At 69.3% G+C, this 24,437-nt stretch carries 25 protein-coding genes and 1 pseudogene; 20 read left to right on the top strand and 6 right to left on the bottom strand.

The features are described 5' to 3' along the window. Window positions 1–571 precede the first annotated feature (571 nt). From atpB to ACRAWC_RS04595, 10 genes and pseudogenes are all read left to right on the top strand, one after another. Window positions 572–1,368: pseudogene (gene atpB, locus ACRAWC_RS04640) on the top strand (F0F1 ATP synthase subunit A). Window positions 1,369–1,419: 51 nt separating this feature from the next. Further along, window positions 1,420–1,641, top strand: a complete 222-nt coding sequence (atpE, locus tag ACRAWC_RS04635; protein ID WP_431346704.1) for an ATP synthase F0 subunit C — start codon at window positions 1,420–1,422, stop codon at window positions 1,639–1,641. 32 nt (window positions 1,642–1,673) lie between these two features. Then, window positions 1,674–2,231 carry a F0F1 ATP synthase subunit B gene (locus ACRAWC_RS04630; protein WP_431346703.1) on the top strand — a complete coding sequence of 186 codons (558 nt, stop codon included), beginning with the start codon at window positions 1,674–1,676 and terminating at the stop codon, window positions 2,229–2,231. Beyond that, window positions 2,231–3,022 (top strand): F0F1 ATP synthase subunit delta, encoded by a 792-nt coding sequence (locus tag ACRAWC_RS04625; RefSeq protein WP_431346702.1) that lies wholly within the window; start codon window positions 2,231–2,233, stop codon window positions 3,020–3,022. Before ACRAWC_RS04630 ends, ACRAWC_RS04625 begins: the two co-directional genes overlap by 1 nt. A gap of 34 nt (window positions 3,023–3,056) precedes the next feature. After that, window positions 3,057–4,694 (top strand): F0F1 ATP synthase subunit alpha, encoded by a 1,638-nt coding sequence (gene atpA / locus ACRAWC_RS04620; protein ID WP_431346701.1) that lies wholly within the window; start codon window positions 3,057–3,059, stop codon window positions 4,692–4,694. A 26-nt stretch (window positions 4,695–4,720) separates the two neighbouring features. Beyond that, window positions 4,721–5,620, top strand: coding sequence for a F0F1 ATP synthase subunit gamma (locus tag ACRAWC_RS04615; RefSeq protein ID WP_431346700.1), 900 nt, complete (start codon window positions 4,721–4,723; stop codon window positions 5,618–5,620). A 25-nt stretch (window positions 5,621–5,645) separates the two neighbouring features. After that, window positions 5,646–7,109: a F0F1 ATP synthase subunit beta gene (gene atpD / locus ACRAWC_RS04610; RefSeq protein WP_431346699.1), complete on the top strand. Its 1,464-nt coding sequence runs from the start codon at window positions 5,646–5,648 to the stop codon at window positions 7,107–7,109. 1 nt (window position 7,110) lies between these two features. Continuing rightward, window positions 7,111–7,371 carry a F0F1 ATP synthase subunit epsilon gene (locus ACRAWC_RS04605; protein WP_431346698.1) on the top strand — a complete coding sequence of 87 codons (261 nt, stop codon included), beginning with the start codon at window positions 7,111–7,113 and terminating at the stop codon, window positions 7,369–7,371. Between the two features lies 1 nt (window position 7,372). After that, complete coding sequence (locus ACRAWC_RS04600) at window positions 7,373–7,930, top strand: AAA family ATPase (RefSeq protein WP_431346697.1); 558 nt, start codon at window positions 7,373–7,375, stop codon at window positions 7,928–7,930. Then, window positions 7,831–8,730 (top strand): YaaA family protein, encoded by a 900-nt coding sequence (locus ACRAWC_RS04595; RefSeq protein ID WP_431346696.1) that lies wholly within the window; start codon window positions 7,831–7,833, stop codon window positions 8,728–8,730. The genes ACRAWC_RS04600 and ACRAWC_RS04595 overlap by 100 nt, the downstream gene beginning before the upstream one ends. 371 nt (window positions 8,731–9,101) lie before the next feature. Here ACRAWC_RS04595 and ACRAWC_RS04590 read toward each other — a convergent pair whose 3' ends face one another. From ACRAWC_RS04590 to ACRAWC_RS04580, 3 genes are read right to left on the bottom strand one after another with little or no spacing between them, the layout of a single operon-like run. Further along, window positions 9,102–9,728 carry a DNA-3-methyladenine glycosylase I gene (locus ACRAWC_RS04590; protein ID WP_431346695.1) on the bottom strand — a complete coding sequence of 209 codons (627 nt, stop codon included), beginning with the start codon at window positions 9,726–9,728 and terminating at the stop codon, window positions 9,102–9,104. Further along, window positions 9,725–10,075 carry a methylated-DNA--[protein]-cysteine S-methyltransferase gene (locus ACRAWC_RS04585; RefSeq protein ID WP_431346694.1) on the bottom strand — a complete coding sequence of 117 codons (351 nt, stop codon included), beginning with the start codon at window positions 10,073–10,075 and terminating at the stop codon, window positions 9,725–9,727. Before ACRAWC_RS04585 ends, ACRAWC_RS04590 begins: the two co-directional genes overlap by 4 nt. After that, window positions 9,997–10,221 carry a hypothetical protein gene (locus tag ACRAWC_RS04580; RefSeq protein ID WP_431346693.1) on the bottom strand — a complete coding sequence of 75 codons (225 nt, stop codon included), beginning with the start codon at window positions 10,219–10,221 and terminating at the stop codon, window positions 9,997–9,999. The genes ACRAWC_RS04585 and ACRAWC_RS04580 overlap by 79 nt, the downstream gene beginning before the upstream one ends. Window positions 10,222–10,353: 132 nt before the next feature. Here ACRAWC_RS04580 and ACRAWC_RS04575 point away from each other — a divergent pair, with 132 nt between their 5' ends. The 4 genes from ACRAWC_RS04575 to ACRAWC_RS04560 all read left to right on the top strand — a co-directional run bounded on the left by ACRAWC_RS04575 (window position 10,354) and on the right by ACRAWC_RS04560 (window position 15,798). Then, a complete protein-coding gene (locus ACRAWC_RS04575; protein WP_431346692.1) occupies window positions 10,354–11,325 on the top strand; it encodes an aldo/keto reductase in 972 nt (323 codons plus the stop codon). A 77-nt stretch (window positions 11,326–11,402) separates the two neighbouring features. Next, window positions 11,403–12,065 carry a TetR/AcrR family transcriptional regulator gene (locus ACRAWC_RS04570; RefSeq protein ID WP_431346691.1) on the top strand — a complete coding sequence of 221 codons (663 nt, stop codon included), beginning with the start codon at window positions 11,403–11,405 and terminating at the stop codon, window positions 12,063–12,065. Then, the gene (locus ACRAWC_RS04565; protein WP_431346690.1) at window positions 12,056–13,789 is read left to right on the top strand and encodes an ABC transporter ATP-binding protein; all 1,734 of its coding nucleotides are present in this window, start codon (window positions 12,056–12,058) and stop codon (window positions 13,787–13,789) included. Before ACRAWC_RS04570 ends, ACRAWC_RS04565 begins: the two co-directional genes overlap by 10 nt. Beyond that, entirely contained in the window at window positions 13,786–15,798 is a 2,013-nt protein-coding gene (locus tag ACRAWC_RS04560) for an ABC transporter ATP-binding protein (protein ID WP_431346689.1), read from the top strand. Before ACRAWC_RS04565 ends, ACRAWC_RS04560 begins: the two co-directional genes overlap by 4 nt. A 73-nt stretch (window positions 15,799–15,871) precedes the next feature. Here ACRAWC_RS04560 and ACRAWC_RS04555 read toward each other — a convergent pair whose 3' ends face one another. Next, window positions 15,872–16,654: a DUF1206 domain-containing protein gene (locus ACRAWC_RS04555; protein ID WP_431346688.1), complete on the bottom strand. Its 783-nt coding sequence runs from the start codon at window positions 16,652–16,654 to the stop codon at window positions 15,872–15,874. 109 nt (window positions 16,655–16,763) lie between these two features. Between ACRAWC_RS04555 and nusA the strand changes: the two genes are divergently transcribed. The 5 genes from nusA (at window position 16,764) to ACRAWC_RS04530 (ending at window position 21,817) form a co-directional block, all read left to right on the top strand. Then, window positions 16,764–17,771: a transcription termination factor NusA gene (nusA, locus tag ACRAWC_RS04550; RefSeq protein ID WP_431346687.1), complete on the top strand. Its 1,008-nt coding sequence runs from the start codon at window positions 16,764–16,766 to the stop codon at window positions 17,769–17,771. A gap of 92 nt (window positions 17,772–17,863) precedes the next feature. Beyond that, complete coding sequence (locus ACRAWC_RS04545) at window positions 17,864–18,157, top strand: YlxR family protein (protein WP_431346686.1); 294 nt, start codon at window positions 17,864–17,866, stop codon at window positions 18,155–18,157. Window positions 18,158–18,237: 80 nt separating this feature from the next. Further along, window positions 18,238–21,006, top strand: a complete 2,769-nt coding sequence (infB, locus tag ACRAWC_RS04540) for a translation initiation factor IF-2 (protein WP_431346685.1) — start codon at window positions 18,238–18,240, stop codon at window positions 21,004–21,006. 75 nt (window positions 21,007–21,081) lie between these two features. Continuing rightward, complete coding sequence (gene rbfA / locus ACRAWC_RS04535) at window positions 21,082–21,519, top strand: 30S ribosome-binding factor RbfA (RefSeq protein ID WP_185277955.1); 438 nt, start codon at window positions 21,082–21,084, stop codon at window positions 21,517–21,519. A 4-nt stretch (window positions 21,520–21,523) separates the two neighbouring features. Continuing rightward, window positions 21,524–21,817, top strand: a complete 294-nt coding sequence (locus ACRAWC_RS04530) for a YciI family protein (protein WP_431346684.1) — start codon at window positions 21,524–21,526, stop codon at window positions 21,815–21,817. A 16-nt stretch (window positions 21,818–21,833) separates the two neighbouring features. Here the strand turns inward: ACRAWC_RS04530 and ACRAWC_RS04525 are convergent, their stop codons facing one another. Next, window positions 21,834–22,718 carry an A/G-specific adenine glycosylase gene (locus ACRAWC_RS04525; RefSeq protein ID WP_431346683.1) on the bottom strand — a complete coding sequence of 295 codons (885 nt, stop codon included), beginning with the start codon at window positions 22,716–22,718 and terminating at the stop codon, window positions 21,834–21,836. A gap of 45 nt (window positions 22,719–22,763) precedes the next feature. Here ACRAWC_RS04525 and ACRAWC_RS04520 point away from each other — a divergent pair, with 45 nt between their 5' ends. Continuing rightward, the gene (locus tag ACRAWC_RS04520) at window positions 22,764–23,348 is read left to right on the top strand and encodes a hypothetical protein (protein WP_431346682.1); all 585 of its coding nucleotides are present in this window, start codon (window positions 22,764–22,766) and stop codon (window positions 23,346–23,348) included. On the opposite strand, the gene ACRAWC_RS04515 is transcribed toward ACRAWC_RS04520, so the two are convergent. After that, on the bottom strand, window positions 23,345–24,352 hold the full coding sequence (locus ACRAWC_RS04515) for a ketopantoate reductase family protein (RefSeq protein ID WP_431346681.1): 1,008 nt from the start codon (window positions 24,350–24,352) through the stop codon (window positions 23,345–23,347). The two genes, ACRAWC_RS04520 and ACRAWC_RS04515, sit on opposite strands and share 4 nt — an antisense overlap. Window positions 24,353–24,437: the final 85 nt, after the last annotated feature.

Raw genomic sequence — 24,437 nt, 5'->3', positions numbered from 1 at the left:
ACGGATTCATCCTCGCCGCGGTCATCGCCGTCGTCGGGATGGTGCTCGGCGGCATCTTCGCCGGCTGGGTCGGCGTCACCAGCGCGCTCATCGGCACGATCATGGCCGCCGTGTTCCTCAGCATCACCGCGCTCAGCATTCTGATCGCCAATCGCTTCATCGGCTCCGACCTCTTCGTGGGGCTGTTCTTCGGCATCGTCCTCGGCGGCTGGATCGTCAAGTTCGTACTGTTCATCGTGCTCGCGCTGCTGCTGCGCGACCAGCCGTGGATCAATCCCGTGGTGCTGTTCCTGAGCCTGATCGCGGGCGTGATCGGGTCGCTCGTGGTCGACATGATCGTGGTCTTCCGGTCTCGCATGACCTACGTCAGCGACGTCACGCTGCCGGGGGACAAACGCTGAGCCGTATCCGATTCGTTACGGGTTGAAAACTCTTGTAGAGTTGTCAGAGATTCCCCACCCGACGCGCCCAGGCACCACCGGAGCGCGAATGTCGGGTGTCCACCGTTCGTCGTCGCGAGAGCTTTCAGCTCGACGCCCCGAAACAGGAGATAGCGCTGTTAGCTAACGCTGTGAACCTGCTGGTCCAGGCCGCAAGCTCCGATGGAGGAAGCTTCCAGGGGCCCTCGATCGATGAGTTCTTCCCCCGACTCTGTTCACCATCGCAGGACTCGAGTTCAACCGCATCACCCTGGTGCGGCTCATCTCGACCGTCGCCCTCTTGCTGATCTTCTGGCTCGGCACCCGCAAGATGAAGGTCGTCCCCGGACGGTTCCAGTCGGTGGTCGAGATGGGCCTGGACTTCGTCCGCGTCAACATCTCGGAAGACCTGCTCGGCAGGAAGGACGGCCGCCGGTTCCTGCCGCTGCTGACCAGCATCTTCTTCATGGTGCTGTTCTTCAACATCACGGGCATCATCCCGTTCCTGAACATCGCGGGCACCGCGATCATCGGCACGCCGCTGGTCCTGGCCATCGTTGCGTATATCGCCTTCATCTACGCGGGCGTCAAGAAGAGCCCGAAGAACTTTTTCCGCAACGCGCTCTTCCCGCCCGGCGTCCCGTGGTTCCTCTACATCCTGGTGACCCCGATCGAGTTCGTCTCGACGTTCATCCTGCGCCCGATCACGCTGACCCTCCGACTCCTGATGAACATGGTCGTCGGCCACCTGCTGCTGGTGCTGTTCTTCACCGGAACGGCCTTCTTCATCTTCAACCTGAGCGGACTGTGGTCGCTCTTCGGCGTGGTCACCTTCGCCTTCGGTTTCGCATTCTCCCTGTTCGAAATCCTGGTGGCCGTCCTCCAGGCTTACGTCTTCGCACTGCTCACGGCTGTCTACATTCAGCTCGCAGTCGCCGAGGAACACTAATAACGTTCCGCGCGCCCGCACGGAACGCCATCACGGAAGGAAACACATAACGTGGACATCGCTGCTATCTCCGGCAACATTGCCACCGTTGGATACGGCCTCGCCGCCATCGGCCCGGCCATCGGCGTCGGTTTCGTCGTCGGCAAGACCATCGAGGGCGTCGCCCGTCAGCCTGAGCTGGCCGGCCGCCTCCAGGTCCTGATGTACATCGGTATCGCGTTCACCGAGGCGCTCGCCTTCATCGGTATCGCCGTCGGCTTCATCTTCGTCTAATCCTCTTTATCCCACCCTTATAAGGAGGAAAGATGCTCAACGGTGTGGTCATTGCCGCCGCGGCGGAGCACAACCCGATCATCCCGGCGTGGCCCGACATCATCGGGTCGGTGATCTGCTTCATCGTCATCCTGGTGTTCTTCTGGAGGCTGGTCCTCCCGCGCATGCGCAAGCTCCTGGATGAGCGTGCCGAGGCGATCGAGGGCAACATCGCGAAGGCCGACGAGGCTCAGCACAAGGCCGAGGCGCTGCTCGAGGAGTACACCGCGCAGCTCGCCGACGCCCGTGCCGAGGCGGCCAAGATCCGCGAGACGGCCCGCACCGACGGTCAGAAGATCGTCGCGGAGGCCAAGGACAACGCCACGGCGGAGGCCGCGCGGGTGACCGCCGCCGCCCAGGCCCAGATCGAGGCGGAGCGCCAGGGCGCACTCGTCTCGCTCCGCGGCGAAGTCGGCTCGCTCGCGATCGACCTCGCGTCCGGCGTGGTCGGCGAGGTGCTCACCGACGACAAGAAGGCCCAGGCGATCGTCGACCGGTTCCTGGCCGACCTCGAGTCCAGCGACGCCCAGAAGGCAGGGTCGAGCAACTGATGGGAAGCGCCTCCAGAGAAGCACTGGCCCGATCCGTCCAGGCGCTCGCCGGGCTCGGGTCCAAGGCCGATCTGGCGACGGCTGAAGACCTGTTCGCCGCAGGACGAGTCGTCGCCGACTCCGCCCAGCTCCGCGCGGTCCTCAGCGACCCGTCGGCGCCCGCCGACGGCAAGGCTGCGCTGGTCCAGCGCGTCTTCGCGTCGCTCTCGGCCCCCGCGGTCGAGCTGCTGACCGTCGTCGCCGGCGAGCGCTGGTCCGGCCAGGACGACGTGCTGGCCGCGATCGAGGAGCTCGGCATCCGCGCGATCGCCGCCTCGGCGCCGCGCAACGTGGACATCCCGGGGGAGCTCTTCGCGTTCGGAGGCGCCGTGACCTCCGACGCGCAGCTCGAACTCGCACTCCGCAGCAAGCTCGCCGCCCCCGAGGCGAAGGCCGCCCTCGCCGAGCGCCTGCTCGCGGGCAAGGCCTCGAAGCAGACCGTCGCGATCGCGCGCCAGCTCGTGCTGCAGTCGCGTGGCCGCAGCGTGCGCGAGTCGCTGCGGGAAGCCGCGCGCATCGTCGCCGCCCAGTACGGCCAGACGGTCGCCACCGTCATCACGGCCATGCCGCTCCCGGCCGAGCAGGCCGAGCGGCTCCGCGCGAGCCTCGCCGCGAAGTACGGCGACCTCAAGCTCAACGAGGTCGTCGACCCTTCGATCCTCGGCGGCCTGCGCGTGCAGATCGGCGACGACGTCATCGACGGAAGCGTCGCGTCGCGCCTCACCGAACTCCGACTTCAGCTCGCGGGCTGATCGCCCGACAGAGAAACCCAGATAGGGAACAACGATGGCAGACATTCAGATCAGCCCCGATGAGATCCGGGACGCGCTCAAGGACTTCGTCTCGAAGTACGAGCCCGCGAACGCCGCGACCGTCGAGGTCGGACACGTCCTCGACGCCTCCGACGGCATCGCGCACGTCGAGGGCCTCCCCGGCGTGATGGCGAACGAGCTCATCCGCTTCGCGGACGGCACCCTGGGCCTGGCGCAGAACCTCGACGAGAACGAGGTCGGCGTCGTGATCCTCGGCGAATTCGACCAGATCGTGGAGGGCATGGAGGTGACCCGCACCGGCGAGGTCCTCTCCGTCCCCGTCGGCGACGGCTACCTCGGCCGCGTGGTCGACCCGCTCGGCAACCCGATCGACGGCCTCGGCGAGATCGCGACCGAGGGCCGCCGCGCGCTCGAGCTCCAGGCGCCGGGCGTCATGCAGCGCAAGTCGGTGCATGAGCCGCTCCAGACCGGCATCAAGGCGATCGACGCCATGATCCCCGTCGGCCGCGGACAGCGCCAGCTCATCATCGGCGACCGCCAGACCGGCAAGACCGCCATCGCGATCGACACGATCATCAACCAGAAGGCCAACTGGGAGTCGGGCGACGAGAACAAGCAGGTCCGCTGCATCTACGTCGCGATCGGCCAGAAGGGCTCGACCATCGCCTCGGTGAAGGGCGCGCTCGAGGACGCCGGCGCGATGGAGTACACCACCATCGTCGCCGCACCGGCCTCCGACCCGGCCGGCTTCAAGTACCTCGCCCCCTACACCGGCTCGGCCATCGGCCAGCACTGGATGTACGGCGGCAAGCACGTCCTGATCATCTTCGACGACCTGTCGAAGCAGGCCGAGGCCTACCGCGCCGTCTCCCTCCTCCTGCGCCGTCCGCCGGGACGCGAGGCCTACCCGGGCGACGTCTTCTACCTGCACTCCCGTCTGCTGGAGCGTTGCGCCAAGCTGTCCGACGAGCTGGGCGACGGCTCGATGACCGGTCTGCCGATCATCGAGACCAAGGCGAACGACGTCTCGGCGTACATCCCGACCAACGTGATCTCGATCACCGACGGCCAGATCTTCCTGCAGTCCGACCTGTTCAACGCCAACCAGCGTCCCGCGGTCGACGTCGGCATCTCGGTCTCGCGAGTCGGCGGCGACGCACAGGTCAAGTCGATCAAGAAGGTCTCCGGCACGCTCAAGCTCGAGCTCGCCCAGTACCGCTCGCTCGAGGCGTTCGCGATGTTCGCCTCCGACCTCGACCAGGCCAGCCGCCGTCAGCTCGCCAGGGGCGCCCGCCTCACCGAGCTGCTCAAGCAGCCGCAGTACTCGCCGTTCCCGGTGGAGGAGCAGGTCGTCTCGATCTGGGCCGGCACCAACGGCAAGCTCGACGAGGTCGCGGTGGAGGACATCCTCCGCTTCGAGGCCGAACTGCTCGACCACCTGCGCCGCAACACCGACATCCTCACCACGCTGCGCGAGACGAACGTCCTCGACGACGACACGGTGAGCAAGCTCGGCGAAGAGGTCGACAAGTTCAAGCTCGAGTTCCAGACGGGCGAGGGCAAGCCGCTCGCGTCCGTCGGCCGCGAGGAGTTCCAGGCGAGCGCCACCGAGGACGTCAACCAGGAGCGCATCGTCAAGGCGAAGCGCTGAGCGCGGATAGGTACTGAGGAAGACACATGGGAGCACAGCTTCGGGTCTACCGGCAGAAGATCAAGTCTGCCCAGACGACTAAGAAGATCACCCGTGCCATGGAGCTGATCTCCGCCTCACGCATCCAGAAGGCACAGGCCAGGGTGGCCGCCTCCACGCCGTACGCCCGTGCGATCACGCGCGCGGTGTCGGCGGTGGCGACCTACTCGAACGTCGAGCACGTCCTCACCACGGAGCCGGAGAAGATCGAGCGCGCTGCGATCGTCATCTTCTCTTCCGACCGTGGACTCGCCGGCGCGTTCAACTCGAACGTGCTCAAGGAGTCGGAGAAGCTCGCCGAGCTGCTGCGCAGTCAGGGCAAAGAGGTCGTCTACTTCCTGATCGGACGCAAGGCGCAGGGCTATTTCAGCTTCCGGCGCCGCGGGTTCGAGCGGGTGTGGACGGGCAACACGGACAACCCCGAGTTCGAGCAGGCGAAGGAGATCGCCGACGCGATCCTCGAGTCGTTCCTGCGTGACGCGTCCGACGGCGGCGTGGACGAGATCCACGTCGTCTACAACCGCTTCGTCAGCATGCTGACGCAGGAGCCGCAGATCGTCCGCCTGCTTCCGCTGGAGGTCGTGGAGGGACTCGAGGAGCCGGACCACTCGCAGGTGCTCCCGCTCTACGAGTTCGAGCCCGACGTCGACACCGTGCTCGACTCGCTGCTGCCGGTCTACATCGAGAGCCGCATCTTCAACGCGATGCTGCAGTCCGCCGCCTCCAAGCACGCGGCGACGCAGAAGGCGATGAAGTCCGCGAGCGACAACGCCGACAAGCTCATCACCGACTACACGCGACTGGCCAACAACGCCCGCCAGGCGGAGATCACCCAGCAGATCTCCGAGATCGTGGGCGGCGCGGACGCGTTGAGCTCGGCAAAATAATCGTCCAAACGAGAGAGAACGAATCATGACTACCGCTACCGCCGAGGCCCAGGCTTCGACCGCGCAGCCGGCCGGCGTGGGGCGCATCGCCCGCGTGACCGGTCCGGTCGTCGACATCGAGTTCCCGCACGACTCGATCCCGGGCATCTACAACGCCCTGAAGACCACGATCACGATCGGCGATCAGTCGACCGAGATCACGCTCGAGGTCGCGCAGCACCTCGGCGACGACCTCGTGCGCGCCATCGCCCTGAAGCCGACCGACGGCCTGGTCCGCGGCGGCGAGGTGCGCGACACCGGCGCCCCGATCAGCGTCCCCGTCGGCGACGTGACCAAGGGCAAGGTCTTCAACGTCACCGGCGACATCCTGAACCTCGAGCCGGGCGAGACGGTCGAGATCACCGAGCGCTGGCCGATCCACCGCCAGCCGCCGTCGTTCGACCAGCTCGAGTCCAAGACCCAGCTCTTCGAGACCGGCATCAAGGTCATCGACCTGCTCACCCCCTACGTGCAGGGCGGCAAGATCGGCCTGTTCGGTGGCGCGGGCGTCGGCAAGACCGTCCTCATCCAGGAGATGATCCAGCGCGTCGCGCAGGACCACGGCGGTGTGTCGGTGTTCGCCGGTGTCGGCGAGCGCACCCGTGAGGGCAACGACCTCATCCACGAGATGGAGGAGGCGGGCGTCTTCGACAAGACCGCCCTCGTCTTCGGCCAGATGGACGAGCCGCCGGGAACGCGTCTGCGCGTCGCCCTGTCCGCGCTGACCATGGCGGAGTACTTCCGCGATGTGCAGAAGCAGGACGTGCTGCTCTTCATCGACAACATCTTCCGCTTCACGCAGGCCGGCTCCGAGGTCTCCACGCTGCTCGGCCGCATGCCGTCCGCGGTGGGCTACCAGCCGAACCTCGCCGACGAGATGGGCGTCCTCCAGGAGCGCATCACCTCGACGCGCGGCCACTCGATCACCTCGCTGCAGGCGATCTACGTGCCGGCCGACGACTACACCGACCCCGCGCCCGCGACCACGTTCGCGCACCTCGACGCCACGACCGAGCTCTCCCGTGAGATCGCGTCGAAGGGTCTGTACCCGGCCGTCGACCCGCTGACCTCGACGTCGCGCATCCTCGACCCCCGCTACCTGGGCGCCGACCACTACCGTGTGGCCACCACGGTCAAGCAGATCCTCCAGAAGAACAAGGAGCTGCAGGAGATCATCGCGATCCTCGGTGTCGACGAGCTGTCCGAAGAGGACAAGATCACCGTGTCGCGTGCCCGTCGTATCCAGCAGTTCCTCTCGCAGAACACCTACATGGCGAAGAAGTTCACCGGTGTCGAGGGCTCGACCGTCCCGCTGAAGGACACCATCGAGTCGTTCGACGCCATCGCCAAGGGCGAGTTCGACCACGTGGCCGAGCAGGCGTTCTTCAACGTCGGCGCGATCACCGACGTCGAGGAGAAGTGGGCGCAGATCCAGAAGGAGAACGGCTGACATGGCTGTCCTCACCGTCAGCGTCGTCGCCGCCGACCACGAAGTGTGGTCGGGCGAGGCGAGCATGGTCGTGGCGCGGACCGTGGAGGGGCAGATCGGTATCCTGCCCGGCCACGAGCCGCTGCTCGCCATCCTCGCCCAGGGCGAGGTGCGCGTGACCCTGAACGGCGGGGAGTCCGTCACGGCGCAGGCCGACGACGGCTTCCTCTCCGTCGAGAACAACACGGTCACCATCGTGGCCCGTCAGGCGGAGCTCGTCTGAGATGTCCGACCCGAAGGCCCCGCTCGAACGGCAGTTCGGCGACGTCCGCGTCCCCGTGCTGATCGTGACGGCGGGGCTTCCTGGTTCTGGCAAGTCCACCATCGCGGAGATCATCGCTGGCCGCCTCGGCGCGACGGCGATCTCGGTGGACCCGATCGAGGCCGCGATCCTGAAGGCCGGCATCGACTCCGATCAGCCGACCGGCCTCGCCGCCTACCTGGTGGCGGAGCGGATGGCCGAGCAGGTGCTCCTCAGCGGGCACTCGGTGGTCGTGGACGCTGTCAACGCCGTCGAGCCCGCACGCCTGCAGTGGCGTGATCTGGCGGAGCGCTGCGGTGTGAAGCTGCGCGTGGTCGAGACGGTGTGCTTCGACGACGAGCTGCACGAGCAGCGGCTCGCGAAGCGCTCGGGCCTGATCGCCGCGTACGCGGTGGAGCAGAGCGTCGAGGAGTACGCCGAGTGGAAGGGCGCCGCGGCGTCGCTTCCGCGGGTGACCCTGGACACCTCCCGCCCGCTGGGCGAGAACGTCGACGCGGCGCTCGCCTTCCTGGAGCGCTGAGTGCTCGTCCTGCTGCCCCCGTCGGAGACCAAGCGCGACGGGGGAGAGGGGAGCCGCTCGCCCTGAGGTCGCTCGGCTTCCCGGCGCTGAACGCGACGCGCAGGGCTGTCGTCGCCGACACGGTCGCGCTGTCGCGCACTCCGGAGGCCGCCGCCAAGGCCCTCAAGCTGGGTCCGAAGCAGGCGCACGAACTGGTGCGCAATCGTGCACTCCGCCGTGCCGCGACCATGCCCGCGCTCCTGCGGTACACCGGCGTGCTGTACGACGCGCTCGACGCGCCGTCGCTGACCCGGGAGCAGTGGCGCTTCGCTGCGCGCGCCGTCGCGGTGCAGTCCGCACTGCTGGGGCTGGTGCGCGCGGACGACCCGATCCCGGCCTACCGGCTGTCGTTCGACTCGCGGCTCTCGCCGACGCTCAAGAAACGCTGGGCGGCGGTGTGCGCGGCGGAGCTCGCGAACGTCGACGGCGTGATCCTCGACCTGCGCTCCGAAGGCTACGCCGCGCTCGGCCCGCTGCCCGAGCGTCAGGGCGTGCACTACCTGCGCGTGCTCGCGCGGGACGAGAGCGGCACCGTTCGTGCGCTGAACCACTTCAACAAGCAGGCCAAGGGTCTGTTCGTGCGCGCCCTCATCGAGCACGGCGAGGACTTCGTCTCGACGGACGCCCTTCTCGCCTGGGCCGCCGCGGAGGGCTACGAGCTGTCGCGCTCGGCGGACCGGGTCGGGGAGCTCGACCTCGTCGTCCCGGAGGTCGTCGGCGTGCCGGGGAAGCTCAGCGCGGTGCTGCGTCGGGCGAGCTGAACGGCACGACCGCGGGCGACACGTTCAGCAAGCTGAGCATCTGCTTCGGACGGTGCAGGACGGTGGTGCTCGACGCGTAAGTGAGATAAGCTCATCTCACGAGAGAAGGGACATTCCCGTCAGGTCCCGGCGCCGTGAACGCCGGAAGACCCCACATACCAGTCGGGCCGACGCGCAGATCGCGGACACATCTCATGGTGTGCCGAGTCCGGAACCGGTGTGGCGGCAGCACAGTGAGATTCCGCCTGCGGTCGGGCACGAGCGGACGCGCCGTCACCAGCGAGAACGGTTCCCACATCGACTTCGCCGGCCCGACTCCTCGTTTCCCCGCCCGTGCTCGTCAGGCCGCTGCTCCTCGTGGGCGGTGGGCGTCAGGCCGCGCGGAAGCAGCCCTCGAAGTGGTCGTCCACCATGCCGGTCGCCTGCATGAGCGCATACATCGTGGTCGGCCCGACGAAGCGGAACCCACGGCGGCGCAGCTCCGTGCTCATCGCCGTCGACTCGGGCGTGACCGCCGGGACCTCGTGCCATTCGCGCGGCCGCGGCCGGGAGCTTGCCGGGGCGAAGCCCCACATCAGCTCCTCCAGCGGCACGTCGAGCGCGAGGGTCGCGCGCGCGTTCGAGATGGTCGCCTCCACCTTCCCGCGGTGGCGGATGATGCGCTCGTCGCCCAGCAGCCGGAGCACGTCGGCCTCCGTCATCGCCGCGACGCGCGCCGGGACGAAGCCGTGGAAGACCTCGCGGAACGCCGGCCGGCGCTTGAGGATCGTGATCCAGGACAGCCCGGCCTGGAAGCCCTCCAGGCAGAGCTTCTCGTAGAGCGCACGGGGATCGTGCTGGGGCGTGCCCCACTCCTCGTCGTGGTACCGCCGGTACTCGGGGTCGTTCGCCGACCAGGAGCACCGGGCGCGGCCGTCGTCTCCGATCACGAGCGCTGCGCGCGCGGCTGCCTCGGCTGGGAGGGTGGACGTCGTCTCGGTCCGATCCGTCGTGCTCATGCCGCGAGGGTGATCCCCTCGTGCTCCAGCAGCCAGAGCTTGGTGGGGATGCCCTCGCCTCCGCTGTACCCGGTAATCTTGCCGCTGGACGAGAGGACCCGGTGGCAGCCGATGATGATCGGAACCGGGTTCGCCCCGACGGCGCCGCCGATGGCGCGGCCGTAGCCCGGGTGGCCGAGCGACAGCCCGAGCTCGCCGTAGGTGGTGAGCGTGCCGTACTCCAGCGCCGTGAGGCGTTCCCAGACAGCCGTGCGGAACGGGGTGCCGATCAGGTGGACCGGGACATCGAACTCCCGCCGCGTGCCCGCGAAGTACTCGTCGAGCTGGAGGGCCGCCTTCTCGAGCACGGCGTCGCGGTTCTCGGGGAGGTCGTCGTGGGGAGCACGTCGTCGCGTGCGATCGAGAGGGACGTGACGGCGTCGCCGTCGCCGGTCAGCTCGATGCGGCCGATGGGGCTCGGCATCCGGAGAAGGAAGATCGTGGAACTGCTCATGGGTCGACTCTATGGCGGGCCGCTGACAGCCACTCGCGGAAATCGGACATCGGGGATAAGTGGCATTCAGGCCCCTCCTGTGCAGGACCAATCGGTTCGATCGGCGCTCGGGGGCTGCCTAGACTCGAGAGCATGGCGAACATCGAATACCGCACCCTGGGCGACTCCGGCCTGATCGTCTCCACGATCGGCCTCGGCTGCAACAACTTCGGCCGCGCGGGCACGGCCACCGAGACGCAGGCGGGCACGGACGCGGTCATCGACGCCGCGATCGACGCCGGCGTGACCTTCTTCGACACCGCCGACATCTACGGCAAGGAACGGGGGCTCTCGGAGTCGCTGATGGGGGTGTCCCTCCAGGGCAAGCGCGACCGGATCGTCCTGGCGACGAAGTTCGGCATGGACATGGCGGGCGCGAACGGCCCCGATTGGGGAGTGCGCGGCTCGCGCCGGTACATCCGGCTCGCGGTCGAGTCGTCGCTGCGCCGGCTTCGCACCGACTGGATCGACCTCTACCAGCTCCACCGCCCTGACCCGGTGACGCCGATCGACGAGACGCTCGCGACGCTGGACGACCTCATCGCCGAGGGCAAGATCCGCTATGTCGGGCACTCCAACCTCGCCGGCTGGCAGATCGCAGAGGCGGAGTTCACCGCGCGCCTCGCCGGGCACCCGAAGTTCATCTCCTCGCAGAACGAGTACAGCCTGCTGGCCCGCGGGGCCGAGCGCGAGGTCCTGCCGGCCGTCAACGCCTACGGCCTCGGCTTCCTGCCGTTCTTCCCGCTCTACAACGGCCTCTTCACGGGCAAGTTCAGCCGGCAGGGCGGACCGGCCGACAGTCGCATGATGACGGCCCGCAAGCACCTGCTCGACGACGCGCCGTGGGATGCCATCGAGCAGTACCAGGCGTTCTGCGACGAGCGCGGGGTCACGATGCTGCAGGCGACGTTCGCGTGGCTCCTCGCCCAGCCGGGGCTCACCAGTGTCATCGCCGGGGCGACGCGTCCCGAGCAGATCGTGGCGAACGCCGAGGCGGCGACCGCGTGGACGCCGTCGGCGGACGACATCGCGACCATCTCGGGCTTCTTCCCACTCGACCGCTGAGCCCCACGGGGACTGTTCGCTGAGGGCGAACACCCACACTGTTGTGAGTGAGCACTCACTCCGCCTACGATTCCTCCGTGGAAACCGAGTTGGAGACGGCGCGCAACCGCGCCCAGCCGTTGCCGCCGGAGGACCGCAAGGCGATGATCATCGACGCGGTCATCCCGCTGCTGATCGAACACGGTCGCGGTGTGACGTCGCGCCAGATCGCCGACGCCGCCGGGATCGCCGAGGGGACGATCTTCCGCGCGTTCGGGGACAAGGAGTCGCTCGTCCAGGCCGCCGTCGAGAAATATCTCGACCCCGAGCCGCTCCGTGAGGCGCTTCGCGCCATCGACCCGGGCCTTCCGCTCGAGCACAAGGTGCGCGCGATCGTCTACCTGCTGCGCGACCGGTTCCAGAACGTCATGCGCATCATGTCGGTGGTCGGCCACCAGCGGCCGCCCATCCCGCAGGAGCGCACGGAGTTCGCGGCCATCATCGCCCGGATCCTCGCCCCGGAGGCCGACGACCTCAACTGGCCGCCAGAGCGCGTCGCGCACATTCTGCGGCTGATCAGCTTCTCGTCCGCGTTCCCCGCACTGAACGACGGCATCGAGTTCAGCGTCGACGACCTCGCCCGGATCGCCCTCGTCGGCGTCGCCGGCCGGCCGTTCGCCCCGTGCGCACCGATCAGACCTGCTACACCCGTCACGACGGCCGCGGACGCGGCAGACCAGGGAGAGCCCGGATGCTCCTGAAACTCCTCGGCCGGTACCTCCGGCCGCACTGGCCGCTCCTCATCGGGGTCGTGTTCTTCCAGCTCGCGCAGTCGCTGCTCTCGCTTTGGCTGCCGACGCTGAACGCCGACATCGTGGACAACGGCATCGCCAAGGGCGACACCGGCTACATCCTGTCGACCGGCGCCGAGATGCTCGGCGTGACGATCGTTCAGATCGCCTGCTCGATCACCGCCGTCTACTTCGGCGCGAAGGTGGCCATGCTGGTGGGCCGCGACCTGCGCGGCGCGATCTTCCACCGCGTCGGCGAGTTCTCGGAGCGCGAGGTGACGCACTTCGGCGCCCCGTCGCTCATCACGAGGAACACCAACGACGTCCAGCAGGTCCAGATGCTCGTGCTGATGACGTGCACGCTGCTGGTGTCGGCGCCGATCCTCGCCATCGGCGGGATCATCCTGGCGATGCGGCAGGACCTCCAGCTCTCCTGGCTGATCGCGGTGAGCGTGCCCGTGCTGCTGATCGCCGTGAGCATGATCATCGTCCGGATGGTCCCGCTGTTCCGCAAGATGCAGGAGCGGATCGACCGGGTCAACCGGGTGCTGCGCGAGCAGCTCACCGGCATCCGCGTGGTGCGCGCGTTCGTGCGGGAGGACGTCGAGACGGCGCGGTTCACCGTCGCCAACGACCTGGTCACCGACACGGCCATCCGGGCCGGACGGCTCTTCGCACTGATGTTCCCGATCGTCATGCTGGTGCTGAACGTCTCCAGCGTCGCGGTGATCTGGTTCGGCGCCTACCGGGTCGCCGACGGGTCGATGCAGATCGGCACCCTGACCGCGTTCCTGCAGTACCTCGCGCAGATCCTGATGGGCGTGATGATGTCCACGATGATGGCGGTGCTGGTGCCGCGCGCCGCGGTCTGCGCCGACCGCATCGGCGAGGTGCTGAACACCGAGCCTTCGGTGGGCGCCGTCGAGAACCCGATCACCGAGGTCGGCGCGCGCGGGACCGTCGAGTTCGTCGGTGTCGGTTTCTCGTATCCGGGAGCCGAGCAACCGGTGCTGAACGATGTCACGTTCTTCGCGGAGGCAGGCAAGACCACCGCGGTGATCGGCAGCACGGGTGCGGGTAAGACGACGCTGGTCAACCTCATCCCGCGGCTGTTCGACGCCACCGGCGGCATCGTGCTCGTCGACGGCGTGGACGTCGCCGAGCTCGACCCCGAACTGCTCTGGTCCCGGATCGGGTTGGTCCCGCAGAAGCCGTACCTGTTCTCCGGGACGGTCGCCAGCAACCTCCGCTACGGCAACCCGGACGCGACCGACGACGAGCTCTGGCGTGCGCTGGAGATCGCACAGGCCAAGGGCTTCGTGGAGGAGATGCCCGACAAGCTGGATGCGGCGATCGCCCAGGGCGGCACGAACGTCTCGGGCGGCCAGCGGCAGCGCCTGGCCATCGCCCGCGCGCTCGTGCGCCGGCCCGAGATCTACATCTTCGACGACTCCTTCTCCGCGCTCGACACCGCGACCGACGCACGCCTGCGCAGCGCGCTCGCGCGGAACGAGGCGGAGGCCACGATGATCGTCGTGGCCCAGCGGGTGTCCACCATCGTCGATGCCGACCAGATCGTCGTGCTCGAGGATGGACACGTGGTCGGCCGCGGCACGCACGCCGAGCTCGTGGAGAGCAACCCGACCTACGCCGAGATCGTCTCGTCGCAGCTCACGGCGGAGGAGGCGGCATGAGCCGAACAGACGGCGCCCGTGGCGGCGCTCCCACCCGGCAGCCCCAGCAGGTCCAGCAGCCTCCCGTCCGGACGCCCGTCCGCCGTGGCCCGGGCGGCGGCCCGTTCGGCGGGATGACGATGCCCGGCGACAAGTCGCTCAACTTCGGCCCGTCGGCCAAGCGCCTCGCTCGGCGGTTGCGGCCGGAGATGGTCGGGATCGTCTTCGTCACCGTCCTCGCGGTGGTCAGCGTCGTGTTCGCGGTTCTCGGGCCGAAGCTGCTCGGCAACGCGATCAACCTCGTCTTCGCGGGCGCCATTTCGGCCCAGCTCCCGAAGGGCATCACGCAGGCGCAGGCCATCGCCGGCCTCCGCGCGAACGGCCAGGGCCAGCTGGCCGACCTCATCTCCGGGATGACGCTGACCCCGGGCCAGGGCATCGACTTCACCGCCGTCGGCCACATCCTGATGTGGGTGCTCGCGCTCTACATCGCGTCGTCGCTGTTCGCCTACCTCCAGGGCTACGTGCTCAACGGGATCACCCAGCGCACCGTCTACCGGCTGCGCCAGGATGTCGAGGCGAAGATCCACCGTCTCCCACTGACCTACTTCGACACGATGCAGCGCGGCGAGCTGCTCAGCCGGGTCACCAACGACATCGACAACATCTCGCAGACCCTCCAGCAGACGATGAGCCAGCTCCTCACGTCGCTGCTGACGGTGATCGGTGTGACGGTGATGATGTTCGTCGTCTCTCCGCTGCTCGCGGTGATCGCGCTCGTCACCATCCCGCTGACGCTGGTCACCACGATGCTGATCGCCAAGCGCTCGCAGCGGCTCTTCGTCGCGCAGTGGCGCAACACCGGCGAGCTGAACGGTCAGATCGAGGAGGCCTTCACGGGCCACTCGCTGGTGAAGGTGTTCGGCCGGCACCGCGAGGTGGAGGAGCGCTTCCGCTCCAAGAACCAGGAGATGTACCAGGCGAGCTTCGGGGCGCAGTTCATCTCCGGCCTGATCATGCCGTCGATGATGTTCGTCGGGAACCTGATGTACGTCGCCATCGCGGTGGTCGGCGGCCTCCAGGTGGCGAACGGCGCGATGCAGCTCGGCGACGTGACGGCGTTCATCCAGTACTCGCGCCAGTTCACACAGCCGCTCACTCAGCTCGGGTCGATGGCCAACCTGCTCCAGTCGGGCGTCGCCAGCGCCGAGCGCGTCTTCGAGCTGCTGGACGCCGACGAGCAGAGCCCGGACCCGGCGGAGCCGGCCAGCCCGCACGGCACCCGCGGCCGGCTGGCCTTCGAGAACGTGTCGTTCCGGTACGTGGCGGACCAGCCGCTCATCGAGGACCTCTCGCTGGTGGCCGAGCCGGGCCAGACCGTGGCGATCGTGGGGCCGACCGGCGCGGGCAAGACCACGTTGGTCAACCTGATGATGCGCTTCTACGACCTGGACTCCGGCCGGATCACGCTCGACGGCGTCGACATCGCGACGATGACCCGGCACGATCTCCGCGACCGGATGGGGATGGTGCTGCAGGACACCTGGCTGTTCAAGGGCACGATCCGCGAGAACATCGCCTACGGCCGCCCCGGAGCGACCGAGGAGGAGATCCTCGACGCGGCGCGCGCCACGTACGTCGACCGGTTCGTTCACTCGCTGCCGGACGGCTACGACACAGTGCTGGACGACGAGGGTTCGAACGTCTCGGCGGGCGAGAAGCAGCTGCTGACGATCGCTCGGGCGTTCCTCGCCCGGCCGAGCGTGCTCATCCTGGACGAGGCGACCTCGTCGGTCGACACCCGCACCGAGCTGCTCGTGCAGAAGGCGATGAGCGCGCTGCGCGCGGACCGCACCTCGTTCGTGATCGCGCACCGGCTGTCGACCATCCGCGACGCCGGCCTCATCCTGGTGATGGAGGCCGGGCGCATCGTGGAGCAGGGCACTCACGCCGAACTGCTCGCGCGGGGCGGGGCGTATTACACCCTCTACAACGCCCAGTTCGCGGCCCCCGCCGAGGAAGACGCGTAACCCCGTCGCGCGATTCCGCACGAATGTCGACTCTCGCAGCGTCAGAGTCGACATTCGGCACGAATGAGTGGGGTCAGAGGCGCGCCTTGACGGACCGCACGCACCAGAACAGCCCGTACGCGATCAGTCCGAGTGCGATCACGATCAGTGCGACGACGCCGAACGGCACGCTCGCGAGCGTCTTGAGGCTGCCGTCGAGTCCGGTCGCCTTCGACGGGTCGTAGGTGACCGCGCCCAGAATCACCAGGCCGCCGACCAGCACCAGGGCGATGCCCTTGGCGATGTAGCCGACGCGGCCGAGGACGCTGATCGCGTCCGCCCAGCGATCCGGCGGCAGCTTCAGATCGCGCTCGAATGCGTTCGTCGCGCCGTTGCGGATGAACACGACGCCGACCGCCACGACGATCAGACCGATCAGGCCGAGGGCGAAGACACCGCCCGGCAGCGCGAGCAGGTGCGCGCTGGCCGACTTCTGCTTCGACGTGGAGTTGTGGCCGCCGCCCAGAGAGACCGAGATCGTGACGGCGGCCAGTGCGCCGTAGACGACCGCCTTGGCGACCTCCACGACCTTCGTCCCCGCTCCGTGCGCAGTGACCGCCACCAGGAGCTGCCACAGCGCGAGCACGACGAGCCCGATGACGATCAGCCAGAGGACGAGGATGCCGCCCGGCACCGAAGCGACCGCCTGGAGGGCGCCGGACTGGTCGGCGGTGCCGCCGGCGCCCGACGCCACGGCCAGCGCGATGACGCCGATGAGGATGTGCAGGAGGCCGATCGAGGCCAGTCCCACGCGGGTGAGGACCCGCACGAAGGTGCTGTGCTCCAGCCGGGAGGCTGTTCGGGAGGGCGAGCTCATGCCCTGCACGGTACCCGGGGTCCCGGACGCTGAGAATCTCGGGTACCGTAGATAGCTGGGTCCGCCGCGCCATCGCGCGGCGGCGAAGATCTGAATAGAGGAGGCCGGCATGGACATCGACCTCAGCGTCTTGCGTCTGATGGAACGCGAGAAGGAGATCCCCTTCGATGAGCTGGTCCAGATCATCGAGCAGGCGATCCTGACCGCGTACCTGAAGCACACCAACCAGGCCGACCACCGCCACGGGCACAGCGACCAGCCGCCCGCCGCGCGCGTCCACCTGGACCGCAAGACGGGGCATGTCACCGTCTACGTCCCGGAGCGCGACGACGAAGGCAACGTCGTCGGCGAGGCCGAGGACAGCCCGAGCGACTTCGGCCGCATCGCAGCGTTCGCCGCCAAGCAGGTGATCAACCAGCGGCTGCGCGACATCGCGGACGACGCGGTGCTCGGCGAGTTCCGCGGCCGCGAGGGCGACATCGTCGCCGGCGTCATCCAGCAGGGGCCGAATCCGCGCATGGTGCACATCGACCTGGGCAGCGTGGAGGCCATCCTCCCGCCCGAGGAGCAGGTGCCGGGCGAGGAGTACACGCACGGGTCGCGCATCCGCGTCTACGTCACGAGCGTGGCGAAGGGCGCCAAGGGCCCGTCGATCGTGGTCTCGCGCACGCACCCCGCGCTCGTCCGCAAGCTGTTCGCGCTGGAGGTCCCGGAGATCGCCAGCGGCATCGTCGAGATCGTCTCGCTCGCCCGCGAGGCCGGCCACCGCACCAAGATCGCCGTGCGCGCGACCGAGCCCGGCGTGAACGCCAAGGGCGCCTGCATCGGCGAGCTCGGCCAGCGCGTGCGCGCGGTGACCGCGGAGCTCAACAACGAGAAGATCGACATCGTCGACTACTCGCCCGACCTCGCGACGTTCGTCTCGAGCGCGCTCTCGCCGGCCAAAGTGACCAGTGCGTTCGTGATCGACGAGTCGCTCAAGGCCGTCCGCGCGCTCGTGCCCGACTACCAGCTCTCGCTCGCGATCGGCAAGGAAGGTCAGAACGCGCGTCTGGCGGCGAAGCTCACCGGCGCGAAGATCGACATCCAGCCCGACTCGATCCTGGACGAGAAGTAACCGCCTGCCGAGGGAATGCGGAGCGGCGACGGAGCGTTGTTCGAAGAGCGGCGCTCCGTCCTGATTCGGCGCAGAGATGCGTGAGGGGTAAGATGGAAGCCGTCAGAACGTGCGTCGGATGCCGTTCTCGCGCTCCCCGATCCTCTCTTCTGAGGGTCGTACTCCGGAATTCGGAACTCGTGGCGGACCCGTCCGCCACTCTCCCCGGACGGGGCGCGTGGCTGCATCCGGTCGACGAGTGTCTCGATCTCGCACTTCAGCGCAAGGCCTTCGGGCGGGCGCTGAGGGCGGAGGGGGCGCTCGACCCGACGGCCATCCGGGCCGCACTGCGACCCCGGGTGGCATTGAGAGAACAGGCTGAAGAAGCAGTGACTTCACATGAGTGACAACAAATGAGCGGCTCGAAATGAGTGCCGTCCGCTACTAACGCCTGCCCTGTCCGGGGTGGGCCCCAGACAGGAGAATTGTGGCTGCAAAACCACGCGTACACGAGGTCGCGAGCGAGCTCGGCGTCGACAGCAAAGTCGCGCTCGCGAAACTCAAGGAGATGGGCGAGTTCGTCAAGGGCCCGTCCTCGAGCATCGAGCCCCCGGTAGCCCGCAAGCTGCGCGCCGCCCTGGAGGCTGAAGGCTTCACCGCCGACAAGACGTCGGCTCCCAAAGCGGAGGCTCCGCGCCCCGCCGCACCGCGCCCACAGGCGTCGAGCGAGGCTGCCGCGCCCAAGCCGCAGGCGCCGCTCTCGGTCGCCGAGCGTCAGGCCGCCGCCGAGAAGGCCGCTGCTGAGAAGGCCGCCGCCGACAAGGCCGCCGCCGAGAAGGCCGCGCAGGCGGCTCCCGCCGCGTCCGCATCGACCGACACCGCCAAGCCGGCAACGCCGCGCCCTGCCGCGGGCGGCGGTTCCGCCGCGGGCAGCATCCCGCGCCCTGGCGCCCCGCGCCCGGGCAACAACCCGTTCTCGTCCAGCCAGGGCATGGGCCAGCGGCCCAGCACCCCGCGGCCGGGCAACAACCCCTTCTCCAGCTCGCAGGGCATGGGCTCGCGCCCGAGCCCGGGCAACATCCCGCGCCCGGCTCCGCCGCGTCCCGGCTCGCCGCGCATCGGCGCGCCCGGCCAGGGCGGCGGAAACCGTCCCGGCCCGCGCCAGGGCGGCGGCGGCGGACGTCCCGGCTTCCAGCAGCGCCCCGGTGGCGCCGGCGGCGCCGCGGGCGGCGGCTTCCAGCGTCCCGGTGGCGGCACGGGCGGCGGCTTCGGCGCCCCGCGTCCCGCCGGCGGCGGTGGCCGCGGTCGTGGTCCCGGCGGCGGCACGGCCGGCGCGTTCGGCCGTGGCGGCGGCAAGTCCAAGGCCCGCAAGTCGAAGCGCGCGAAGCGCCAGGAATTCGAGATGAGGGAAGCTCCGTCGCTGGGCGGCGTGAGCGTTCCCCGCGGCGACGGCGGCACGATCGTGCGCCTGCGCCGTGGCTCCTCCATCTCGGACTTCGCCGACAAGATCGACGCGAACCCCGCGTCGCTGGTCACCGTGCTCTTCCACCTGGGCGAGATGGCGACCGCGACCGAGTCGCTCGACGAGGCGACCTTCCAGATCCTCGGTGAGGAGCTGGGCTACAAGATCCAGGTCGTCTCGCCCGAGGACGAGGACCGCGAGCTCCTCGAGGGCTTCGACATCGACCTCGACGCCGAGCTGGAGGGCGAGTCCGACGAGGACCTCGAGATCCGGCCCCCGGTCGTCACCGTCATGGGTCACGTCGACCACGGTAAGACGCGCCTCCTCGACGCCATCCGCAACGCGAACGTCGTCGCGGGCGAGGCCGGCGGCATCACCCAGCACATCGGTGCGTACCAGGTGTGGACCGAGCACGACAACATCGAGCGCGCGATCACCTTCATCGACACCCCCGGTCACGAGGCGTTCACCGCCATGCGTGCCCGTGGTGCGCAGGTGACCGACATCGCGATCCTCGTGGTCGCGGCCGACGACGGCATCATGCCGCAGACGATCGAGGCCCTGAACCACGCCCAGGCGGCGAACGTGCCCGTCGTGGTCGCGGTCAACAAGATCGACAAGCCGGACGCCAACCCGGCCAAGGTGCGCCAGCAGCTCACCGAGTTCGGTCTGGTCGCCGAGGAGTACGGCGGCGACGTCATGTTCGTCGACGTGTCGGCCCGCAACAACATCGGCATCGACGCCCTGCTCGACGCGGTCCTGCTGACCGCCGACGCCGGGCTCGACCTGCGCGCCAACCCGAACAAGGACGCGCGCGGTGTCGCCATCGAGGCGAAGCTCGACAAGGGCCGCGGCGCCGTGGCGACCGTGCTCATCCAGTCCGGAACACTGCGCGTCGGCGACGCGATCGTCGCGGGCACGGCGTACGGCCGCGTCCGTGCGATGGCGGACGAGAACGGCGACGCCGTCTTCGAGGCCGCGCCGTCGCGACCGGTGCAGGTGCAGGGTCTCTCCAGCGTCCCGCGCGCCGGTGACACCTTCATCGTCACCGAGGAGGACCGCACCGCCCGGCAGATCGCCGAGAAGCGCGAGGCCGCCGAGCGCAACGCCCAGCTGGCGAAGGCCCGCAAGCGCATCTCGCTCGAGGACTTCACCCGTGCTCTGGAAGAGGGCAAGGTCGAGGCGCTCAACCTCATCATCAAGGGCGACGTGTCCGGTGCCGTGGAGGCGCTGGAGGAGTCGCTCATGAAGATCGAGGTCGACGACTCGGTCAGCCTCCGCATCCTGCACCGCGGCGTCGGCGCGATCACCGAGTCGGACATCGACCTGGCGACCATCGACAACGCGATCGTGATCGGCTTCAACGTCCGCCCGGACGTGAAGGCGCGCGAGCGTGCGGCCCGCGAGGGTGTGGACGTCCGCTTCTACTCGGTCATCTACAACGCCATCGAGGACATCGAGAACTCGCTCAAGGGCATGCTCAAGCCCGAGTTCGAAGAGGTCCAGTCGGGTGTGGCCGAGATCCGCGAGGTGTTCCGCTCCTCCAAGTTCGGCAACATCGCCGGTGTCATCGTCCGGTCCGGAACGATCACGCGCAACGCCAAGGCGCGCGTCATCCGCGACGGCGTCGTGGTGGGGGACAACCTCGCCATCGAGTCGCTGCGCCGCTTCAAGGACGACGTCACCGAGGTGCGCACCGACTACGAAGCCGGTATCGGCCTCGGCAAGTACAACGACATCCAGATCGGCGACGAGATCGAGACCACCGAGCTGCGGGAGAAGCCCCGCGCCTGAATCGGTAGCATGTGAGGCCCGGCGGGAGACCGCCGGGCCTTCGGCTTCCGCACCGAACCATCCAAGGAGGACCCCATGGCCGACCCGGCACGCGCGAGGAAACTCGCGGACAGAATCCAGGTCATCATCGCCAAGCGGCTGGATCGCGGCCTCCGCGACCCGCGGCTCGGTTTCGTGACGATCACCGACGTGCAGGTGACGGGCGACCTCCAGCACGCGACCGTGTTCTACACGGTGTACGGCACCGACCAGGAGCGCGCCGACACGGCTGCGGCCCTGCAGGCGGCGACCGGCATGCTTCGCAGCGAGGTGGGCAAGAACATCACCGCGCGGCTGACGCCGACGCTGGCGTTCCAGCTCGACGCCATCCCGGAGAACGCGGCCCACATCGAGGACCTGCTGCGTCAGGCGCACGAGCGCGACACCGAGGTGGCGGGACTTGCCGCCGGCGCCAGCTACGCCGGCGATGAAGACCCGTACGTGAAGCCGCGCGAAGACGACGAGGAGGACTGAGGCCATGTACGCCGTCTCGTTCTACGACGCCGACCCCGACAACACCCCCGAGCGCTTCCAGCGCATCGTGGAGGCCTACCCGCGCCACAAGGCCTACCTCGACGCCTTCGCGGCGGAGACCGGCGACGTGCTGATGATCGGCACGTTCGGCGACCCCGGCACGCAGGGCTCGATGGCCGTGTTCCGGTCGAGGGAGGCCGCCGAGCGGTTCCGCGACAGCGACCCGTTCTTCACCGAGGGGCTGGTCTACCGGTCGCGGATCCTGGACTGGAACCCGGTCGTGTTCGCGCAGTCCTGACCGGCTCCCACGCGGCTCACGGCAGCGTGTAACCGTCGCCCTCCGCGACCGCGAGGCCGTCGGCCACCAGGCCGCGCAGCGCACGGTCGCGCTGCTCGGCGTCCGGCCAGACGTCCGCCAGCTCGGCGACGGTGACCGGGATGTGCGACCCGCGCAGCTCGCCGAGGATGCGGCCGCGCACCTGCCGGTCGCTGCCCTCGTACTTCTTCTGGGCCGCCTTGCGCGGGCCGGCGTAAGCGGGGTAGCCCGCCGCTCGCCACGCGCAGGTCGACGCCAGTGGGCACGCGTCGCAGCGCGGGGAGCGGGCGACGCACACGATCGCGCCGAGCTCCATCATCCCGGCGTTGAAGGCGGCGGCCGCCGGGCGGTCGCCGGGGAGGAGCGCCGTCATCGCCGCGAGGTCGCGCCGGGCGCTCGGCGGGGCGGGCTCGCCCTGACCGTCGACGGCGCGCGCGACGACACGGCGCACGTTGGTGTCGACGACGGGATGGTGCTCCCCGTACGCGAACACCGCGACGGCGCGCGCGGTGTAGTCGCCGATCCCGGGGAGCGCGAGCAGCGCCTCCACATCGTCGGGCACGACCCCGCCGTGTCGCTCGGTGATCGCGACGGCCGCGGCGTGCAGCCAGAGCGCGCGGCGCGGGTAGCCGAGCGACTGCCAGGCCCGCACGGCCTCCCCGGGCGGGACGGCCGCGAGGTCGGCGGGGGTCGGCCACCGGGTCAGCCACTCCTCGAGCCGGGGGATGACGCGCGCCACCGGGGTCTGCTGCAGCATGAACTCACTGACCAGGGTGCCCCACGGGGTGAAGCCGTCGCGGCGCCAGGGCAGGTCGCGGCGGTTGGCGTGGTACCAGTCCACCACCGCCGAGGCGAACGCGTCGGGTTTGTCCGGGCCGGGCATTCTTCGAGGGTATCGGCTGCGGGTCGGGAGCCTATGCTCATGGCTATGATGTTGCCTCCCACTGCGCGGGTCCTCGCCCTCCGCGAGATCGTGGGGGAGGTGCGCGCGCTCGCGCCGGGCGGCCGGGTGATCGTCGCGGTGGACGGCGGCGGCGGCACGTCCGGTTTCGCGGACGACCTCGCGGCGGTGTTCCGCGAGTCGGGCGTCGACACCCACAGGGCGTCGGTGGGCGACTTCCACCGTCCGCGCGCCGACCGCACCCTGTTCGGCCCGGAGACGCCGGAGCGGTTCTACCGCGACGCGTTCGACTACTCGACGCTCCGGCGGGTGCTGCTCGACCCGTTCCGGATGGGGGGCAGCACCGGGTTCCAGACCGCGGCCTTCGACGAGGTGCGGGACGCGCCGGTCGGGGCCAGGTGGGAGACGGCCGGGCCGGATGCGGTGCTCGTCGTCGACGGCGAGTTCCTGCTGCGGCCGGAGCTGCGGCGGGAGTGGAACGCGTCGATCCTGCTCGTCAACGCGCCGCAGGAGGCGGTCTACGAAGAGGACGCGCGGCCGCGGGACTTCGCGACCATGCTCGTGGACGACTCGGACCCGCTCGCGCCGGTGCGGGTCGCGCGGGCGGCCTAACGGGCCAGCAGGGGAGCCATCCGGCGGGCGACGGCGGCCGGCGCGATGAACTCCTTCGTGGCCTCCACCTCGTGCACCAAGCCGGTCAGCGCCGCGTTGACCGGCGCCTCCCGTCCGGTCGCGTGGGCTTCGGCGACGACCGCGCCGTTCAGGAAGTCGATCTCGCTGAGCTGGCCCCGGCGGATGCTCTGCAGCGTCGAGCCGGGATTGGGCGTCGCGCCCATCCGGCGCCGCATCAGCAGCGGGACGACCTGCGCCAGCCAGCGCGGGGACGACGCGACGAAGCGCAGGATCCGGTCGTCCAGGCCCTGGATGCTGCCGAAGCGCACGCCGCGCGCGATGCCGACGCGGACCGCCTCCTGGAGGCTCGCGGTGATGATCGGGCGCAACAGGCGGCTGCCGAGGGTCTCCTGGGAGCTCAGGCCCGTGATGGCGGGCATGGCGTTGACCTGGTTGACCATGAGCTTGGTCCACTGGCAGCCGGTGAAGTTCTCGACCGCGAAGCTGGGCATGGCGGCGTCGAGGATTCGGGCGGCCTCGACCGCGCTCGCGGGCGGTTCGCCGTCGCCCGCGCCGAGGTAGGTGTTCGCGGTGGTGGTGACAGTGACGCGCCCGGGGGAGAGGTAGCTGGCGGCGTAGAGGGCGAGCGCGCCGACGCAGTCGGAGCCGGGCAGCAGCTCTGTCGCGACGCGGAGGCCGGCGAGGCCGTTCTGGACCACCACGACCGTGATGCCGTCGAGGAGCTCGGCGTTGTCGCGGATGGCGGCCTCGGCGTCCTGCGCCTTGGTGCAGACGAACACGAGCTCCGGCCGGGTCTGCAGCCGTTCGGCGGCGGCGACCCGTGCGGTGTGCGCGCCCCAGCCGCCGTCGAGGCGGAGGCCGTCGGCGCGGATGGCGGCGAGCTGCTCGCCGCGGGTTGTGACCTCCACGAGGTGGCCGACCCGGTCGAGCAGCGCCGCGATCGTGCCGCCGATGGCTCCTGCTCCGATCACGCCGATTCGCACGCCCTCCAGCCTACGGGCCTCGGCTCGGGCACCACCACAGGGGTCGCAACACGCCGCCACGCAGGCCGCGTAGCGGCGTGTTGCG

This window comes from Leifsonia sp. L25 (assembly GCF_050632895.1).
The sequence above is the reverse complement of the archived record's forward strand: the minus strand, read 5'-3'. Positions and strand labels throughout refer to the sequence as shown.